Here is a 19,985-nt window from a genome sequence, read left to right as displayed (position 1 = left end):
GAAAGCGGTAATGGAGGTGCTTGACCATGGCGGGCGACTCAGGCTCGATGCCGATGTACGAGAAGATTTTTCAGACGCTGCGCGAGCGGATCAACAAGAATGAATATAAAGCCGGGGAACGGGTGCCCTCAGAGAAAGAGCTCTGCAGTGAGTTCGGGGTGAGCCGGATTACCTCCAAAAAAGCATTGAAAATGCTGGCGGATGAAAATCTGATTGTCCGCCAGCCGGGCAGGGGATCATTCGTAGCGGATGCGAATTCCTTAATCATGAAACCGTTTGAACTTCCGCAGACGGTACGGACAACGGGCAAGAAACGGATTATCGGGCTGGTGATTACCCACTTTAGTGATATGTACGGCACAGAGCTGATATACGGGATGGAAGAAGCTTCGCGGGAGAATGACGCATTTCTGATCGTCCGGCGGTCGTTCGGGATTCCCGAGCTGGAGGAGCAGGCGATTCAACAGCTCTTGGGGCTTGGGGTGGACGGGCTGATAATCTTCCCAGCGCAAGGTGAATATTTCAGTGCCGAGATTCTGAAGCTGGTCATCCAGAAGTTCCCGTTCGTGATGATTGACCGGTATCTGAAGGGGATTCCCGCTTCATCTGTCAGTACCGATAATATACAGGCGGCCAAGGAGGCCACGCACTATCTCTTCGGGCTGGGGCACCGGCATATCGGCTTTCTTGCCCCGCCGCCAGCGAATACGACTGCAATAGAGGAACGGATCGATGGTATTCTCGAAGCGCATATGGAGCATAATCTGCTGGTAAACCGTGAACTATGGATGGAGACGATCACGTCGACCATGCCGAATGTATTTGACCCGGAGGCCCGGATTGGCGATGTGGACAAGCTGGCCCGGCATTTGCTGAAATATCCTCAGATCACGGCGCTGTTCGCAGCCGAATATAATATCGCCTTGCTGGTCGAAGAGGCGGCGGGCAAGCTGGGGCTGCGGATTCCCGAAGACTTGTCCCTGATTTGCTTCGACAGCCCGGACCCGCATGAGGGCTGCCGGATCACGCATATGCGCCAGAATCAGTTCAGCATCGGCAAGCAGGCGTATGAGAACGTGTTCAACATGCAAGGGAACGAGCAGTCCATTTCCCGGATTCTTTTACCCGCTGAATTGATTAAGGGCCAATCAACAGCACCGGTCCGCAAGGACTGATCCGGCTGAGCAGCGAAAAGTGGTCTATTAGCACGGCTGTATTTTTGTTAGCCGCCCTTTTTGTGTCTCCACAGGACATATGGCTTGAACAGACCCGAGGACTCGGACATAACGTATAGCAGACAACCTGACACGGCATGGAGTCAGAACTCGTACTCATGCCTGTCCGGTTGTCTGTCCGCCGGGCCCGGCAAGTCCATCATCCTGAACCGCAAGAAAGGGGATTTCATCCATGAATGAATTTCAGGCCAAATCCAGCAGGAATATACGCTCCCTCAATACCTATCCTTACGTCTATGCATCTTATGTAACCGACAGTGGAACCGGAGCTGTCGCTGTGATTGATCCGTTACAAGATAAGATTATCTATCGGATTCCGACAGGCTACAGTCCAAGCGCGATGTGCACGGATTACTATTCGGAAAATCTTTTTGTGACGGATGACCGCTCGAATTTCTTAACCGTCTATAGCCTGGATGACTATAAACCGGTTTTGAATCGCAGGGTTGGCACTTCTAGTGCTCCGAAGCCCGTAGCTGTCACCGTGGAACCCACCAGTAAAAAAGCCTATGTAGCCAACTACGGAGATCACTGCGTGACGATTATTGATCTCAATACGAAAAGAATCAAAAATGTACCTATTGTCACCTTGCAACCGGGGGTTCAAGGCAGACCCTTCGCCTTTACGGTCACTGAGAACAGTCCTTTTGTCTATGTTGCCTGCAAGAATGACCACGGAAGTGATTTTGTCGCCGCCATCGGCGTAGAAGATGACAAGGTATATAGTCTTGACTTTGAAGATGACATTACCATCACCTTTGACGGGACGCGCAACCCCTTGACTATTCACCCGGATACGCACACGCTGGTCTCCCTCGGAAACGTCGGCATACTGAACTATATTCGAGAGGATCGGCCCGTTGGTGAAGTGTATGACACGATCAGCTTGCTGGATAATACAGTATCCGGCTTCTATCTGCACCACAACAAAATGTTGTTCTGTACCACACGAAGAGATAAGGATTATCTGAAAGTATTCAAGAATCTGGAGATTGATGCGGATAGAAACATCACCTATGAAAATTTCTTCGAAGTCCCCAGCTATAAAGGCCAGGATAAAATCCGTTTAGCAACATCAGAAAAGGCGATCGCCGTCACCATTCAACCCACAGATCTCCCATCGGGCGGTCTGCAAATCATCTATACAGGCAATATGCAATCCCAGTTTTACCCGCTGTATGCTGTCGGTGACATGACCTTCTGGGAAGATCAAAAGGCTTATGTGGCGGCGAACAACTCGGTACGTCCGATCGATCTGGGAACGGGTCAAATGAAACCCGCGATCCCAATTGGAGGAACTAACATCACGGTGCGTAACCTGATCAGCGATTATAGCTATCAATCCTCCTAATTCCACATTCCTCTAATACTCCCTGGCTTAATTGGAACAACGGTATAATCTATAACGAGCCTCCCTAATAGGAATTATTGGGGGGGCTTTTTTTGTTGTTCATTATTTATTTTGAATATATTATATATACCAATTGGTCATTTGACTATGTAAATATACCAATAATATATTGACATATTATCATTAATTGTTTACTATGATGAAAGCGTTTAAAATCCTGATATATACCATTTGGAGGTGTAGTATACACTCTTGAAGCTGAAGAATGAAATTCCCAAGTCAGTATATGATTTGATCGACAAAGTAAAGGGGCAGCTGCCAGAGTCTTCCAAGCTGTCAAAGATGTTCGAGGACTGCATTATCAATACTATTGGCACCACTATTTCGCACAAAGCGGATGGCACCACCTTCGTTATAACAGGTGATATACCAGCTATGTGGCTCCGTGATTCCGCCGCCCAGGTTCGCCCGTATCTGCTGCTTGCCGCAGAGGACCCGAATATAGAAGCGATGATTGCGGGTCTGGTGAAGCGGCAGATTAACTACGTTCTGCTCGATCCGTATGCCAATGCCTTCAATGAAGAGGCGAACGGCCACGGACACCAAGCGGATATTACCAACATGAATCCGTGGATCTGGGAACGCAAGTATGAGATTGATTCGCTGGCGTATCCGATTCAGCTTAGCTATCTGCTCTGGAAGAACAGCGGCTGCGTTACGCAGTTCGACGAGACCTTCCGCAAGGCCGCGCTTGAAATCCTCAAGCTGTGGAGGGTGGAGCTGCATCATGAGACAGAGTCGCCCTATACGTTCCAGCGGCTCGATGCACCACTCACCGATACCTTGACCCGGGAGGGCAAGGGCAGTGAAACGGCTTACACCGGGATGACCTGGTCCGGCTTCCGGCCAAGCGATGATTGCTGTGAGTATGGATATCTGGTGCCGTCCAATATGTTCGCTGTGGTGGTCCTGCGCTATCTGGAAGAGATCGCTCAAGAGATCTACGGGGATCAGGAGCTTGCGGCGGCCGCACAGAAGCTGGGCCAGGAGATTAATCAGGGGATTCAGGAGCATGGCATCTATAATCATCCGGTCTACGGGAGAATCTATGCTTATGAGACGGATGGGCTGGGCCACTATAATCTTATGGATGATGCCAATGTGCCAAGCCTGCTGTCCTTGCCTTACCTCGGCTACACTGATGAGAATGACGAGGTGTACCGCAACACCCGGAGATTTATCCTCAGCGAAGACAATCCTTATTACTATAAAGGACAAATCGCTGAAGGCATCGGCAGTCCGCATACCCCGAGGGGGTATATCTGGCACATCGCCTTGTCGATGCAAGGACTTACGTCGCCGGAGCGCAGTGAGAAGGAACGCTTGCTCCAGCTTATTCAGGACACGGACGGCGGCACAGGCCTGACGCATGAAGGCTTCTCCGTTGATGATGCTACAGCATTTACCCGTCCATGGTTCTCCTGGTCGAATATGCTGTTCAGTGAGCTGATTATGGATTACTGCGGATTGCGGATCGTGAAGTAGAATTCTCGCTGAAACGGTGCCGTCCTTCCAAGGACGGCAAAGCCGTTTCCGCTTGAAGCTTTTATGAAAGCGTTATGAAACTATACTAAAGGGGCACAGACCTAATGAAAGCAAATAAACTCAAAGTTTCAATGACTGCGGCAATGGCTTCGCTTCTTCTGTTGACAACAGCCTGTTCAAGCGGCAATTCGGATTCCGGTTCGGGTGCAGCTGAAGGCAAGCAGGAGGTCACGATTACCTTCCGTTCGTCGGGCTCAGAGGATACATTGACCAAATATTTTGAATCCGGCCTGATTGAGAAGTTTGAAACGGACAACCCGGATATCAAAATCAAGATCGCTCCGGTGCTGGCCAGTGAAGGGGATTACACCTCCAAGATCGTCCTGCAGATGAAGTCGCCCGATACCGCGCCGGATATTGTAGCCGAGGATACCTCCATTATTAAATCGGATGCCGCCGCCGGATATCTGGAGCCGCTCGATACACAGGTGGCGGGCTGGAGTGACTGGAAGGACAAGTTCATTGAGAATCTTAAGGCTGGTGTGACCGGTGAGGACGGCAAAATCTACGGTATTCCTGCCACCTCGGATACACGCGGCATCTGGTACAACAAGGAGCTGTTAGCACAAGCGGGATTACCGGTACCGTTTAAGCCTGCTACCTGGGATGAGGTGCTGGAAGCAGCGCGCACGATCAAGGATAAGCTGCCGGGCGTAACCCCGCTGAATATGATCGTGGGCAAATCGAGCGGTGAAGGCGTAACGATGCAGACGCTGGAGATGCTTCTGTACGGCACGAACGACACGCTCTACAACGATGAGACCAAGAAATGGGTCGTCAGCAGTCCCGGACTATTAGATTCCTTCAAATTCATTGATCAGCTATTCAATGTAGATAAGACAGGACCGACGATGCAGGTAGCGCTGAACGGACAAGCCGGCAGTATTGCCTTCCAGCAGCTATTCCCGCAAGGTAAGCTGGCGATGGCCGTAGACGGAAGCTGGGCCGGTTCGACCTGGTTCGAGAACGGTGCAGCACCGATTGAGAATGTAGCAGACAAGATGGGCTTCGCGCCATTCCCGACGCAGAACGGTCAAGAGCCTGGAGCGATCACCATGTCCGGCGGCTGGGCTTGGTCGATTCCGGCACAATCGCAGAACAAGGAAGCCGCGTGGAAATTCATGGAGTTCCTGATGAATCAGGAGAACGCAACCGGACGCGTAATGGCCGAGGGGAACCTGAGCCCGCGTAATGATTCTGTGGACGTAGCAGGCTATACCGACCGTACGTATACCGCCGAGGCGCAAGCCTTGCTGGAGGTGGCGAAATTCCGCCCGGCCAATGACGAGTACGCTACCGTATCCGCCCAGCTTCAGAGCATTGTCGAGAGCATTGCTTCCGGCAAGCTGACACCGGAGGATGCTGTGAAGCAGCTCAAGGATAATGTAGTCCGCGCCCTTGGCGAAGATAAAGTAGAAGTCAAATAGAGGAATTGAGAATTCGAGCGCAGAGGAGAAGCGATTCTCCTCTTTCGGATTTGGAGGGGGAGTGACCTATGAAAAGGAAGTCACGGGGCGCATTTTTATTTTTGACGCCTTCTGTCTTGCTGCTGCTGATATTCTTTATCGTACCGATTATTCTGACCATTTGCTTCGCCTTCACCAATATGGCTCTGACGGGCAGTGCCGCCCGTAATTTGCAATTCATCGGCTTCCAGAACTTCACCAATATGTTCCAGGACCCGGATTTCCGGATCAGCGTCTGGAGAACGCTGGTGTTCCTGATTTTCTCAGCGGTCATCGGGCAGGTTGTGCTCGGCTTCATTCTGGCCTTATTAATGAAAGAGAAGAATGTTACCTTCCGCCGGATCATCGGCATTATCGTCATTGCGGGCTGGGTGACACCGGAGATCGTTGTCGCCTTCTGTATGGTAGCATTCTTCAGTGATAACGGGACCTTGAATCAGATCATCGGCTGGTTCGGCATTAGCCCGGTCTCCTGGCTGTTCAGCTTCCCGATGGTGAGTGTCATCATTGCCAACATCTGGCACGGCACCGCGTTCTCGATGATGGTCTATCAATCTGCACTGGATGAGATTCCTAAGGATATTGAGGAGGCCGCCACGATTGACGGGGCAAGCAACTTCAAGATTCTGAGTTACATTACTATTCCTATGGTAAAAGGCTCGATCGTCACCAACATGATGCTCGTCACGCTGCAAACCCTGGGCGTGTTCACTCTGATCTATACCATGACCGGAGGGGGCCCGGGAACGGCCACTCAGACCTTGCCGGTATTTATGTACAATCAGGCCTTCGTCAATTATCAGTTCGGATACGGCACCGCGATCTCACTCGTGCTGCTGGTGATCGGGATTGTTGCAAGCTTGTTCTATATGAAATCCATGAAAGTCAAGGTCTAACCCTGAAGGAGGTGCATCACTGTGGTCAAGCATAGGCTTCAACGTAATATCCAATACGGGATTCTGGCCGTTCTGGGACTCTGCTTCCTGCTGCCGTTATTCTGGATTCTGCTCGCTTCGTTTGATACAAATGCCCAGCAGGGTATTAAATTCCCCAATTTCACGCTGGATAACTTCTCGGCAGTGCTCGGAGACAGCGGCAATCTGCGCTCGTTCGGCGTAGGGATCATCCTCTCCGGAGGTCAGGCAACCCTTGTTGTGCTTGCCTCCGTACTGGCTGCGTACCCGTTATCCCGTTATGAGATGCGCTTCAAAAAAAGCTTCCTGCTCAGCATCCTCTTCATGACGGCTCTGCCGATTACGGCGGTTATGGTTCCGGTATTCCAGATGTTCCTGTTCTTCAAATTGCAGAACTCAATCTTCGCAACCATGCTCTTCCTCACTTCCTCCTCCCTGCCCTACGGGATCTGGATGATGAAGAGCTTCATGGACTCCGTGCCGATTGACCTGGAGGAAGCGGCCTGGATTGACGGCGCCTCCGTCTGGGGCGGCTTGCGGAGAATCGTGGCTCCGCTGATGCTGCCGGGGATCGCGACGATTGCAATTTTCACCTTCTCAGGAAGCTGGGGCAACTTCTTCGTGCCGTATATCCTGCTCCAGACACCGGAGAAGCTGCCGGCATCCGTTACCATCTATCAATTCTTCGGCAGCCACGGCATGGTCGAATATGGCAGACTCGCTGCCTTCTCACTACTCTACACGATGCCTTCCGTAGTGCTGTATATGTTCTCCCAGCGGTATATGTCCAAGGGATTCAGCATGGGCGGAGCGACAAAAGGATAATGGAGGGTTACCTACATGGCTAAGCGCACAACCGCACATATCATCTCGCACACCCACTGGGACCGTGAATGGTATATGCCTTATGAACATCATCATCTCTTATTAATTGAACTGATGGATAAGCTGCTCGACACACTGGACCAAGATCCGGATTACCGCTATTTCCACCTGGACGGACAGACCATCATCCGCGAGGATTATCTCCAGGTCCGCCCGGAGCAGAGAGAGCGGCTGGACCGCTATATCCGGGAAGGGCGCATTCATTTCGGTCCGTGGTACGTGCTCCAGGACGAGTTCCTGACCAGCGGGGAGGCGAATCTGCGCAACCTGCTGATCGGGCATATGGATGCCAGACCCTTCGGGATCATCTCCAAAACCGGCTATTTCCCCGATTCCTTCGGCAATATGGGGCAGGCACCGCAGATACTTCAGCAGGCCGGAATTACGAATGCTATCTTCGGACGCGGCGTGAAGCCGACAGGCTTCAATAATGAAGTCAGCGAGAACGATACCTACGAGTCTCCTTATTCCGAGATGATCTGGCGTTCCCCGGACGGCTCGGAGGTACTGGGTGTGCTGTTCGCCAACTGGTACTGCAACGGTATGGAGGTTCCGGCAGATCCAATTGCCGCCAAGGCATACTGGGACAAGAATCTTGCGGATGCCGAGAAATTCGCTTCTACTCCGCATCTGCTGTTCATGAACGGCTGCGATCACCAGCCGATTCAGACCGATCTGTCCGAGGCGATCCGCACAGCCTCTGATTTGTATCCCGATGTGGAGTTCGTGCACTCCAATTTCGATGATTACTTGAAGGCACTGGAAGGTAGTCTTCCCGGTGATCTGGTGACGGTGGAAGGGGAGCTGCGCAGCCAGCATACGGATGGATGGGGCACACTGGTCAACACGGCCTCCTCGCGGGTGTATCTGAAGCAATTGAACCAATCCGGCCAGACCTTGCTGGAAAAGGTGGCTGAGCCACTGGCGGCGTTCGCTGCGCTGGCCGGAGTGCAGACCTATCCGCATGCTCTGCTGACCTATGCGTGGAAGACCTTAATGCAGAATCATCCGCATGACAGCATCTGCGGCTGCAGCGTGGATGAGGTGCACCGCGAGATGGTGACCCGGTTCGCCAAGAGCAGCCAGATGGCTGAGGCGATTGCCGCCCAGAGTGCTTCTGCACTTACGGAAGCCATAGATGTGGCCGCAGTAGCGGCGTGGGGACCGGAAGCAGTTCCGTTCACCGTATTTAACACCAGCGGCTGGTCCAGAACCGGAACGGTTACGGTGGAGCTGATTAAGGTCAAGAAATACTTCCCTGAGGGACCTAATCCGCAGACTCTGGCCAGAGCACTTGCGCAGGAGCCGCTGGGCGAATGGCAGGTTATGGACGAAGCGGGCAAGCTGTACCCGGCCCGTCTTGAGGATCTTGGGGTTCACTTCGGATATGAGCTGCCCAAGGACCGCTTCCGCCAGCCTTATATGGCGCGCAAGGTCCGCGTAACCTTCCCGGCAGCGGATGTGGCTGCGCTAGGTTACCGTACGTATGCATTGGTTCCCGCGGCCGCTGCCGCCGGTGCGGAAGCAGCCGTGCTGGATAGTGTAAGTGTACAAGGCAATACGATGGAGAATGCCAAGCTGATCGTGGCCGTTGCGGACAACGGTACCGTGACCGTTACAGATAAGCAGTCAGGTGCGGTCTATGCCGGACTGAATGCCTACGAGAATACCGGTGACATCGGGAATGAGTATGTGTACCGCCAGCCCGAAGGCAGCGGGGTATTGACCACCGAAGGCTTGACGGCGGAGATTACAGTCAAGGAGCAGTCCCCGGCGCGTGTGGTGATGGAGACGGTGCTGCGCTGGGAGGTTCCGGCCAGTGCAGATGAGACCTTCCTCACCGAGAAGCGGCAGATGGTTCCGTTCACGGAGCGGACAGCGCAGCGTTCGGCTCAGATGGTGCCGCTTGTGTTGACCACGCAATATACCCTGGAAGCTGGAAGCGGAATGGTACAGGTAAGCACCAGCTTCAACAATCAGGCCAAGGATCAGCGGCTCAGAGCCTTGTTCCCTACAGGTCTTGAAGCAGATCACCACTATGCTGATTCTGTGTTCGAGGTGGCCAGACGCAATAACCGGCCTGCGGCGGAATGGGTCAATCCAAGCAACGCCCAGCATCAGCAGGTCTTCGTCAGCGTAGCGGACGGAGTCCATGGACTTGCCGTTGCGAACAAGGGATTGAATGAGTATGAAGTGCTGCTGGACGGCAAAAACACCATTGCCGTAACCCTGCTGCGCTCATCCTCTGAGCTGGGGGATTGGGGCGTGTTCGAGACGCCGGAGGCACAGTGCCTGGGAGAGCAAACGGTAGAATATGCGATCATCCCTTATACGGGTGACGGTGCGGTATCCGGTGCCTATGCACAGGCCTACCAGTACCAGATTCCGTGGACGGTCCTCCAGACGCAAGGCCCGGCAACTCGCGTTCCGGCCGTGAATGGACGTCCGCATTCAGGCGGAGTGAGCCTGCCGGTATCCGGGCAATGGTTAAGCTGGAACTCTGATGCTTCTCCGCTGGCCTTCTCGACCTTGAAGATGGCTGAGGAGACAGGCGACCTCGTGACCCGCTGGTACAATCTGGGCGGGGAGCCGGCAAAGCTGAAGGTTGAGCCTGCCTTCAGCGCAGAGGCTGTCTATGAGAGCGATGTGCTGGAGCGCCGTGTCTCGAAGCTTGCGGCAGCGGAGCAGAATGTGGAAGGCTACAAGATCGTCACACAGGTGTACCAGTTGGAGAAGTAGGAGTCCGACCTAATTAAGCCATCTCCGGGGGCAGCCGTTTGATTCCGTCTCTACACGGGTAAAATAAAGTCAAACAACCCAGAGGAGAAAGGTGGTACATCTTATGCTGTGGGGACTCATTGGACTCGTAGTGGCAATCTGGCTGTTCGGCGTCATCTTTAACTTCATGGGCAACCTGATCCATCTGCTGCTGTTCGTGGCAGCGGTGCTGTTCGTGGTTAACCTGTTTAAAGGCAGATCTCGAAGATCATAACGATTTTAATTTACTTTGATTCAAGCGTATAGAAAAAGCACGCGCTCTCCCGCAAAGGATGAGGCGTGCTTTTTCAAGGTGTTTAAATGCTTTGCCTGCAAAAATTAGAATTTATCAGCATGTTTATCCCTGTGCAGAAACACAAAATTGGTTTGCCTTGTATGATCCTCTATTTTTTCAATAGGAGTAATTTGTCCAGAATCCACCGCGAAGCAGCGGTAATCAAGCTTTTCCAGAATTTGCAGAACATCATTAGGGTGATAGTTGAATTTGGCGGCCCACTTGCGCAGCAGCTCAAACAGCAGGATCGGCTTGTGCTTACTGATTATGTCAAGTCCACCCTCCAGAACGAGCAGCTCGGCGCCTTCCACATCGCATTTAATGAAATCAATCTGCTCCGGTATTTGTTCGATATAAGAATCCAAAGTACGGAATTCGCAATCAACTTGCACGACCTCCTCACCGTTGGATAAATTTTGCAATGAACTGTTGCCTGACCCTTGTTTATAGAAATAGACAGGAAGTGTACCTGCCTTGTCGGAGAGTCCTATATTATAAGCTGTCACATTGGAAACATGGTTTAATTCCAGATTCTTCTGCAAATTCTCGAAGGTGGCAGGGATAGGTTCGAAGGAATACACCTTGCTGAGCGGGTAATGCCGTGCCAGATGCAGTGAGTAATATCCACAATTAGCTCCTATATCCAGGATGACTGAGGCCGAAGTTAAAAGGTTGAAGATACATTCCAGTTCTTCCTGCTCGTATGCGCCAAAATTAAGGATTTCAATGGGGACGGTTCTCTGATCTTGGGGATTGCATAATAGCTTGAAGCCATGCTGTCTGGTGACCATAATGACACTGTCGTCTATGATTTCAATTCTGGCAATATCGGTCTCCTTTAGGTAATGGCTATAGGCAAATAAGAGCTGGTGATATCTCTCATGCATGGTAGTAATAAATTCGGGCTTGGCGAAACTTCCTTGGAGAAATGCTTGTTTTTCTGAGAATAGCGGTGTTGGCATATCGTACCTTCCTTTCTTTAATTAACAGAATAACTTCTAATTGTTCTTGAGAAACCAGCCGTTATTCCTGTCGAAGGACGCCAGCCGAGCTTCATCGCCTTGGTGATATCCGGAATATTCTTATCGATCTTACTGGGAACGTACTGGCCAGAGGGAGTCGATCTTACTACCTTCAGTCCATACTCAGGGAATAGGCTTACCAGGGTCGAGGCAAGCTCAGAGATGCTGACTGCCCCGTCGGGATTTCCAATATTATAGGCTTCGCCGCTCTCGCCATTCAGAAGCACGGTGAAAAAACCTGCAGTGGCATCGGCGAGGTAACAAAAGGCGCGTATTGCAGTCCCTTCACTAGTCATTACAATGTCTTGGCGGTTCAGAATATTGCCGACGAAGTCCGCGAAGACCCGCCCGTCATCCAGTTTCATTCCCGGCCCGTAAGTATGATAAGGACGCACAACCTTCACAGGAACGCCATATTGATGATGCCAGGATATGCACATGGTTTCAGCCATTCGCTTGCTCTCCGCATAGCAGGAGCGGACGCTCATGGGGTTGACATGACCCCAATCCTCCTCTTTGGTGGGAATAAAGGCATCCGGTACCTGTCCGTATATTTCACCCGAGCTTAAGAAAAGCATCGATTGCACCTGCTTCTCCACTGCAAGCTTAAGCAAATTAAGGGTTCCCATCACATTGGCAGATAAGGTGCCTACCGGATCGGTGCTGTAGTATTTAGGACTTGCCTGGCTGGCAGCATGGATAATAAAATCCACTTGCCCGGGCCAGCTTAACGGTTCACAGACATCCTGAACCAGAAATTCCAGATGGGGGTTATTCCGATACAGGGCAAACCTGCCTCTGGCTGCCGCTTCATTTCTTACCAGCACAAGGACATGCACCGGAGAGTCCAGCAGCCGTCGCCTGTTCAAGGCCATGCAGGTGTCCACCATATAGGAGGGAATCAGGCCGCTTGCCCCAGTAATAAGTACTGTGCAGCCCGAGAGTTCTTGCCAGGGTAATTTGCTGTCAAGAATTGCTTCGAGATCCTCCTCGATGACAGAATGATTCATTAGGCTGGATTACCTCCTTTTCGTGCTGCCAGCGATAAAACCGGTACCATCTTTCTTTCAGTAATAGTATATGAATGGTTTAGCGGAATATGAAAAGGTGGACTTCGCGGATTTGGTGCAGCAAGCAGTTGAAGCAAAGCTCATATTGCCCCACAGTCTGGACACCCATCCCGCAGATGCCTATAATGGATGAAAATGCATTTTGGAGGACAAGCAATGCGTAAACCGATCATCGCCGTGGATATGGACGATACCATCTGCCATCTCGTCAAACGGGCGATCTACCACAATAATATTGATTTTCCTACGCATCCGCTTCGGTACGAGGATATGACGGACTGGAACACAGACCACCTGCGGCACCCGGACAGCACGATGGAGCTCTTTTTCGGGAGACCGGGATTGTATGAAGAACTAGAGCTGTTTGATGAATATGTAGTAGAGGAGATGGAGAAGCTTCACCATGCGTATGATGTGATTATTGTGACGGCGGCTTCACCGAAGTCGGTGGGGGAGAAATGGAACTGGCTGCAAAAGCATATGCCCTATATCCCGCCTGAGAATTTCTTCACCGCGCGGCGCAAGCATCTGATCGCTTACGATCTGCTGATTGATGACGGTCCGCATAACCTGCTGCCCGCCGTGCAGGCCGGAAGGAAGGTGCTGTGCATTCCGCATCCCTGGAACCTGCGGGCACGGGAGGAGTATGCTTTTCCGCTGATGACTTCCTGGCAGGGAGCCAAGGAACGGGTGGATGAGATGCTGCAGGTCTAGCACCTTCTGCGGTACATCCGGTGTCGAACATTATCACTATTTGCTGTATGATTAAGGCATTATGCTTACGGGGCACCAAGGAGGACCGCAGTATTGTACAGACTGTTAAAAAGAGCGTTTCGTCATAGCCGGAAGCTGAGCCTGACCACGCTGCTGACCGGCATGGTAACTTTGGTGATTCTGTTAACTTCAAGTATTCTCCTGCTTGGCTCGTATGAGTCAAAGAAGGAGTCCTTGACAGAGACCACGCTCCGTCTCAATTATGTGAACGCCGACCGGATGTCGAGGACGATGGATTCTTTATTTGTGTCCATGCGCAGCAGCTTGAAGTACAATGCCGGGCGGTTGGCGGATATTGAAGCCATGGCGCCGGAGGAAGTGAATGAATCACTGGATCTGATGCGCAGCAGCAGCAACTTCTTCAATTCAATTACCATCGTTGAGTCCAGCGGGCTGGTCCGCAATGTATCTCCTGCCAGCCTGGGCACGACCGGTAAGCATGTCACTTCCAGTAACAGCAAGGAAGCGCTGGCACTCCGCAAGCCGTATATTTCCTCCCCTTACCTCACTGCAAATACCAAGCGGTTAATCGTGTTTTTGAGCCAGCCGATCCTAAGCTCTGCGGGTACATATCTTGGCATGTTGAGCGGTACGATTTATCTTCAAGAGAATAATATCCTCTCCAAGATTTTTGATAACGGCCAGGTGGCGGATACCGGGGCTTATTATTACATTGTGGATTCGGCAGGGCATCTGGTGTATCACCCCGACAAGCAGCTGATCGGCAAGGATGTCAGCAGCAATAAGGCGGTACAGCAGCTGATACAGAAGCAAAGCGGGAATATGCCCGTCCGCAATACCCGGGGAATTGATATGCTTGCAGGCTACTCCAGCGTGCCGGCCAACGGCTGGGGAGTCGTAGTAGTCTCGCCGGTCAGCCAGATTCATCATGAGCTGATCGGCCATATCCGTATTCTGGTCGGGTATTCCTCGCTGCCTTTTGCCGTCCTGCTGCTCGGTGTTATTCTGCTGGTCCGCAAATTCACGCGGCCCTTCGTCTATCTGGCGGATGTGGTCAGCCGGATGGGCAAGGAGAAGATTGAAATGCAGGATTCGCAGAAATATTGGAGCCGGGAGGCTTATCTGCTGACGGACGGGGTGAAGCTGGCCCTCTCGAATATTCAGCAGCAGACCGACCAGTTAACCCACGAAGCCTCGACGGATGTGCTGACCGGGCTGATGAACCGCCGCTCCCTTGAGCATACGATTCATCAGTGGATGGACTCGGGAGTCCCGTTCTCAGTCGTGATGCTGGATGTTGACAAGTTCAAGCTGGTGAACGATACCTACGGCCATAATGCCGGGGATGAGGTCCTGAAGCATGTGGTCCGGGTCGTCGTCGCTTCACTGCGCCCGGAGGATGTCTGTTACCGCTACGGCGGCGAGGAATTCGTTATTCTTCTGGCCAGAACGATGCCTGCAGAAGCCCTGAGTGTAGGCGAGAGAATCCGCCGTGCGGTCGAGCACAGCCACGCTCCCTCTGCGGGCACGCTGACCGTGTCCCAGGGAATTGCCCATTACCCTACCCATGCCAATGATCTGGAAGGATTGCTGGAGAAGGCGGATCAGGCGCTGTATCTGGCGAAGAGCAGCGGCCGGAACAAGACGGTTGTTGCAGAATAGATGGGGAGGATTTGTGGCATTGAGGCGGGAGGTATCGCGCTTTGGCAGCTTTTACGTTATAATCTAGAAAATTTCTTGAAGGTGGAGCATTGTGAGAATTGGCCATAAAAGATTGCGCCTTCAGACCACCATCACGCTGATGATCTGCCTGATCGTTGTCCTGGTGCTGGTCATTGTGTATGTGATGTTCGGCATGAGGTTCTCCCGTGAAGCGCAGGCCTCGCTGGAGAATAAGGCGATTACGATTGCCCGCACCGTCTCACGGACGCCAATGGTGGTGGACGGGCTGCGGGAACCTGCGGATTTCGGCAGCATTCAGCGGTATGCGATGGATATCAGTGCGATTAATGACGTCCAGTTCGTGGTGGTGATGGACATGCAGGGGATTCGCCGCTCCCACCCTGATCCGGGGCTGATCGGCAAGCATTTCATGGGCGGGGATGAGACGGAGGCGCTGCATGGTAAAGAGACCGTGTCTGTGGCCGAGGGCTCGCTCGGATATTCTGTGAGAGCGTTCTCACCGATCTTCGCCCCGGACGGTGCGCAGGTCGGCGCAGTCGCTGTAGGCATCTCGCTCAGCAGTGTCCGTTCCGCGGTGCAGCAGAACCGGTGGATCATCTACTCGGGCATCCTCATGGGCGGACTGATGGGGACCTTGGGAGCGGTATTGCTGGCCCGCAAATTCAAGCGGATGATGTTCGGTATGGAGCCGGGCGAAATCGCCAAGCTGCTGGAGGAGCGCAGTGCGATGCTGCAATCCACCAAGGAGGGCATCCTGGCCATAGACCGGGAATCCCGGGTGACGCTGGTCAACGCCGAGGCCCGAAGGCTGATGGGCAGTGTAGGCTTATGCCAGGACCCGCTGGGCAAGCCGGTGGGACAGCTCTGGCCTCTGCTGCGGATGGAGAAGGTGCTGGAGAACGGGGAAGCCTTGCAGGACAAGGAAGTGGAGCAGAGCGGGATTACGCTGCTGGTCAATGTGGTGCCTTTGCGGGTGAACGGGATTATCGAAGGTGCCATTGCCACGTTCCGCGACAAGACCGAGATTACCATTCTGATGGAGCGTCTCTCCGGCATCTCGCTGTATGCAGAGGCGCTGCGTGCCCAGACCCATGAATTCATGAACAAGCTGCATGTGATTATGGGGCTGAACACGATGCGCAGCTACGACCGGCTGGAGGAATATCTGACCGATACGCTCCAGAGCATACGGACGGAAGCCGACTCTGTTGTCCGGCAGGTCAAGGACCCGGTGATGGTCGGCTTCCTGCTCGGCAAGCTCAGCAGAATCCGGGAGGCGGATGTGCGGCTGGTCATTCGTGAGGAAGGCGTGCTGCCGGAATGTGCGGATCACGAGGTCTCGCGGGAGCTGGTCACGATCGCGGGCAATCTGCTGGATAATGCACTGGAGGCGCTGCAAGGGGCGGAGAATAAGCAGATCGGGCTGGGATTCTGTTATGAGGATAACCGGCTGACCTTCCAGGTCAGCGATAACGGTCCAGGGATCTCTGCGGAGGACGGAGCGCACCTGTATGAGCAGGGCTATTCGACCAAAGGCGGCGACCGTGGCGTTGGGCTGTATCTGGTGCAACGTAGTGTCGCCAAGCTGGGCGGAACGATTACGTATGACAGCCGGGAAGGGGAAGGCACCGAATTCACGGTGCAGCTTCCTTATCGGGCGAAGAGTTAAGATAATTCATGAAGCATGTGAGAATGATGACTATATCGATTGAACTTGAAAGTTGGAAAGGGAAAAGTGGCGGAGGGGAATTTTGGAACTGTAGGAGCGGTAGCGTCCGCCTTTGTCACCGGATTTCATCCGCGAACAGCGGTTTAAATCGAGAAATCTGGGGACAACAGCGGCCGAAAGTCCAAACATTCTCTGGAGTCACGGCTAAACCTTAACAGAAAGCATACAAGTCAATCTACATAGTAAGGATAATCAATGAAAAGGGTGGAGAGCCCATGAAGAGTGATGATAAGCCAATATGATCAAAGTACTTATTGTTGAAGATGATCCCATGGTGTCGGAGATGAACAAATTCTACCTTCAGCAGGTGGAGGGCTTCCGGGCGGATGGCTGGGCCAGCTCTGCGGAGGAAGTGCTGGAGATGCTGGAGGAGCAGGCGTATGACCTGATTCTGCTGGACATCTACATGAAAGAGAGCAACGGCCTGGAGCTGCTGTCCGAGATCCGGCGGCGGGGCATCAAGATTGATGTCATTGTGATCTCGGCGGCGAGCGACAAGGAGAGCATCCAGGAAGCGCTCCAGAACGGGGCGGTGGACTACCTGATCAAGCCGTTCGAGTTCCCGAGGTTCCGCGCTGCACTAAACGGCTACCGAGAGCAGAACCGGCTGTTCCGCACCCAGGAGCGGCTAAAACAGTCTGAGCTGGACAAGCTGGCGCGATTCAAGCAGGAGCGGACTGCTGTGCCCGAGCTGGCGAAGGGCTTCACCCGCCAGACGCTGCAGACGATCTGGCGGGCTGTGGAGGCCTGCGGCAGCGAGCTGTTCTCCGCCGAGGACATCTCGGCCGTCTCCGGCATCTCCCGCGTCTCGGCCGGCAAGTATCTGGTCGGACTGACCGAGATGGGCGCACTGGAGATGGACCTCGTCTACGGCAGCATCGGCCGCCCGGTGCAGAAATACCGCATCGCCCCCAACGGCAAAGGGCTGATCAGTAAGTATCTGTAGCGGCTGCTGGCGGGTGAGGAAGAGTGAAGGGAACTCTGGGCGAGGCTGTACCATATGTGAACCAGAATGGATCAGGGTTGAACAGGCCTGAATAGGCCTGGACAATCCGAGGCCAAGCTCCACTGCGAATGTTGCGGTGGGCTTTTTTGCGTTGCGGAGAATGGCGAAATCCTCAACCTGTGTTCATAGCTCGAATTAGACAAACTGGCTTTGAATGGCTGGAGATGGGCTAATGTGTGGGAGGAGAGGGAGAAGTCCTTTTGGTTTGGCAGGGAAATAGGATAAGTGGTGGGAGGAGAGGGATAAATCCCTTTGATTTGGCTGGAAGTGAGCTAAGTGGCTAAATGAGAGGGAGAAGTCCCTTTGCTGGGGCTGGAAATGAGCTAAGTGGTGTATTGGGAGCGGCAGAAGGTTAGAATGTGGTGCACTAATGCACCTGAATCCGGCGAAAGTCGGCCGGAGCCCGGAATGAGGAGCACTAGTGCACCCGAATCCGGCGAAAGTCGGCGCAAAGATCCGCCGCCTCCTAATCGCCCCAATCCCGCCAATAGTCCGCCGAATCCCACCGATAGAGCAACCTAAACCCAGCCCGTCCGGCCAAGTTGTGTCTACAATATGGCAGAATCCCCAGCCCAAAGATAGCGCTTACTTTAATAATTTACAAAACCCCTTTATTACTTTCATAAAAACAAAAGCGCTTTCAAAGCCGCTATGATGAGTGTGTAGAAGAGTTAAGGAGGTTAGGTTAATATGCAAAAAGCAATTCAGGCTCCACTGTCAGTACCGGAGCAGCAGGTTCAACCGGAAGCTGAGCAAAGCTTCGTCCAGAAGGTCCTGCACTTGAAGGTGGGGGTCATTCCGCTCCCGCTGTATGTGGTCTTTGCACTCATCATTTTTGCGGCATCGGTGTTAGGTGAACTGCCAAATGATATGATCGGCGGCTTTGCAGTCATTATTGTACTCGGGGTACTGCTAAGCGATCTCGGCTTCAAGCTTCCCATTCTCAAGAATATCGGCGGTCCGGCGATCCTCTCGTTGATGATTCCATCGTTCCTGGTGTTCTGGAATGTGCTCGACCCTTCGGTGCTCGAATCGGTCAACACGCTGATGAAGACATCGAACTTCCTCTACCTGTACATCTCGATTCTGGTAGCCGGAAGCATTACGGGGATGAACCGAACCACGCTTATCAACGGATTCATCCGCATCTTCATTCCGATGATGGCCGGAACGATCGCCGCCGTAGCTGCGGGCATGGGCGTAGGAATGCTGCTCGGCTACAGCGCACACCGGACGTTGTTCTACATCATCGTGCCAATTATCGGCGGCGGCGTCGGTGAAGGGATTCTCCCGCTGTCCATCGCATTCTCGCAGATTCTTGGCGGCGAATCCGGTTCATATGTAGCGCAGATGATTCCGGCGGCGGTCATCGGCAACGTGTTTGCGATTATCGGTGCAGGGCTGCTTAAGCGGATGGCTGACAAAAATCCGTCCATCACCGGTAACGGTGTACTCGTGAAGGCGAAGGACGGCCAGAAGCTGGCCGGCAGCACGTATGACAGCATGAAGCCTGACTTCCTGCTGATGGGTGCGGGCTTGCTGTTCGCCTGCGGCTTGTTCATCACCGGACATCTGCTGTCGCCGTTCGTCGGCATTCCCGGACCGATCCTGATGATCTTTGCAGCGGCGCTGCTGAAGATTTCGAAGCTGCTGCCTGCCAAAATTGAACAGGGTGCTTATCAGCTCTACAAGCTGGTCTCCGGTACTTTAACCTGGCCGCTGATGGTTGGCCTCGGGATGCTGTACATTCCGCTGAAGGATGTCGCGGCCCTGATCTCGCTTCCTTATATTATTGTCTGTGCTACCGTGATTGTGGCGATGACCATCACCGGTTACTTTACCGGCAAATGGGTCAACATGTATCCGGTCGAAGCGGCGATTGTCACCGGATGCCGCGGCGGCCTCGGCGGAACTGGCGATGTAGCGATTCTGTCGGCCTCCGGTCGCATGGAGCTGATGCCATTCGCACAGATTTCCACCCGGATCGGCGGAGCAATTACGGTGGTAGTAGCCACGCTGCTCATCGCTGTATGGGGCGGCTAAGCAGGCGCGTCTCAGCAGCAGACGATTCACTTGAATCACATGAAATCGCCTTCAATCGTGTCTAAATCATGGACAATTCGCAGATGTCAGCTTTTGTATTGCCAATCGGTTCATTATCGCGGAGAATGACTACAGAAGCATAGAAAACGAAGAGTTGAGGGGCTGCAAGCGGGCCTGGAAGGGTTCCGT

General features: G+C 53.1%; 15 protein-coding genes. 13 read left to right on the top strand and 2 right to left on the bottom strand.

Features of this window, described 5'->3' with window-relative positions; translation table 11 throughout:
* Positions 1–26: 26 nt before the first annotated feature.
* From K1558_RS05635 to K1558_RS05600, 8 genes are all read left to right on the top strand, one after another.
* Positions 27–1,175: a GntR family transcriptional regulator gene (locus tag K1558_RS05635; protein WP_238650410.1), complete on the top strand. Its 1,149-nt coding sequence runs from the start codon at positions 27–29 to the stop codon at positions 1,173–1,175.
* 232 nt (positions 1,176–1,407) lie between these two features.
* Positions 1,408–2,586, top strand: a complete 1,179-nt coding sequence (locus K1558_RS05630) for a YncE family protein (RefSeq protein WP_238650409.1) — start codon at positions 1,408–1,410, stop codon at positions 2,584–2,586.
* Positions 2,587–2,838: 252 nt separating this feature from the next.
* A complete protein-coding gene (locus K1558_RS05625) occupies positions 2,839–4,131 on the top strand; it encodes a glycoside hydrolase family 125 protein (protein ID WP_420800407.1) in 1,293 nt (430 codons plus the stop codon).
* A 104-nt stretch (positions 4,132–4,235) separates the two neighbouring features.
* The gene (locus K1558_RS05620; RefSeq protein ID WP_238650408.1) at positions 4,236–5,618 is read left to right on the top strand and encodes an extracellular solute-binding protein; all 1,383 of its coding nucleotides are present in this window, start codon (positions 4,236–4,238) and stop codon (positions 5,616–5,618) included.
* A 68-nt stretch (positions 5,619–5,686) separates the two neighbouring features.
* On the top strand, positions 5,687–6,553 hold the full coding sequence (locus tag K1558_RS05615; protein WP_238650407.1) for a carbohydrate ABC transporter permease: 867 nt from the start codon (positions 5,687–5,689) through the stop codon (positions 6,551–6,553).
* Positions 6,554–6,574: 21 nt separating this feature from the next.
* On the top strand, positions 6,575–7,396 hold the full coding sequence (locus tag K1558_RS05610; RefSeq protein ID WP_238650406.1) for a carbohydrate ABC transporter permease: 822 nt from the start codon (positions 6,575–6,577) through the stop codon (positions 7,394–7,396).
* Between the two features lie 15 nt (positions 7,397–7,411).
* The gene (locus K1558_RS05605; protein WP_238650405.1) at positions 7,412–10,195 is read left to right on the top strand and encodes an alpha-mannosidase; all 2,784 of its coding nucleotides are present in this window, start codon (positions 7,412–7,414) and stop codon (positions 10,193–10,195) included.
* 103 nt (positions 10,196–10,298) lie between these two features.
* A complete protein-coding gene (locus K1558_RS05600) occupies positions 10,299–10,448 on the top strand; it encodes a lmo0937 family membrane protein (protein WP_238650404.1) in 150 nt (49 codons plus the stop codon).
* Between the two features lie 104 nt (positions 10,449–10,552).
* Here K1558_RS05600 and K1558_RS05595 read toward each other — a convergent pair whose 3' ends face one another.
* Together K1558_RS05595 and K1558_RS05590 are read right to left on the bottom strand one after the other, a co-directional pair.
* The gene (locus K1558_RS05595; RefSeq protein ID WP_238650403.1) at positions 10,553–11,470 is read right to left on the bottom strand and encodes an FkbM family methyltransferase; all 918 of its coding nucleotides are present in this window, start codon (positions 11,468–11,470) and stop codon (positions 10,553–10,555) included.
* Positions 11,471–11,487: 17 nt separating this feature from the next.
* Positions 11,488–12,540, bottom strand: coding sequence for an NAD-dependent epimerase/dehydratase family protein (locus tag K1558_RS05590; protein ID WP_238650402.1), 1,053 nt, complete (start codon positions 12,538–12,540; stop codon positions 11,488–11,490).
* A gap of 216 nt (positions 12,541–12,756) precedes the next feature.
* On the opposite strand from K1558_RS05590, the gene K1558_RS05585 reads away from it, so the two are divergent.
* From K1558_RS05585 to K1558_RS05565, 5 genes are all read left to right on the top strand, one after another.
* Positions 12,757–13,314 (top strand): 5' nucleotidase, NT5C type, encoded by a 558-nt coding sequence (locus tag K1558_RS05585; protein ID WP_238650401.1) that lies wholly within the window; start codon positions 12,757–12,759, stop codon positions 13,312–13,314.
* Positions 13,315–13,407: 93 nt separating this feature from the next.
* A complete protein-coding gene (locus tag K1558_RS05580; RefSeq protein ID WP_238650400.1) occupies positions 13,408–14,997 on the top strand; it encodes a sensor domain-containing diguanylate cyclase in 1,590 nt (529 codons plus the stop codon).
* Positions 14,998–15,088: 91 nt separating this feature from the next.
* A complete protein-coding gene (gene dcuS / locus K1558_RS05575) occupies positions 15,089–16,687 on the top strand; it encodes a DcuS/MalK family sensor histidine kinase (protein ID WP_238650399.1) in 1,599 nt (532 codons plus the stop codon).
* A 298-nt stretch (positions 16,688–16,985) separates the two neighbouring features.
* On the top strand, positions 16,986–17,693 hold the full coding sequence (locus K1558_RS05570; RefSeq protein WP_238650398.1) for a response regulator: 708 nt from the start codon (positions 16,986–16,988) through the stop codon (positions 17,691–17,693).
* Positions 17,694–18,443: 750 nt separating this feature from the next.
* Positions 18,444–19,796 carry a 2-hydroxycarboxylate transporter family protein gene (locus tag K1558_RS05565; RefSeq protein ID WP_238650397.1) on the top strand — a complete coding sequence of 451 codons (1,353 nt, stop codon included), beginning with the start codon at positions 18,444–18,446 and terminating at the stop codon, positions 19,794–19,796.
* Positions 19,797–19,985: the final 189 nt, after the last annotated feature.

The organism is Paenibacillus piscarius (assembly GCF_022234545.1).
Classification (GTDB): Bacteria; Bacillota; Bacilli; order Paenibacillales; family Paenibacillaceae; genus Paenibacillus_AQ; species Paenibacillus_AQ piscarius.
Note: the sequence above shows the minus strand (reverse complement) of the source record. Positions and strands in the feature narration are given on the sequence as shown.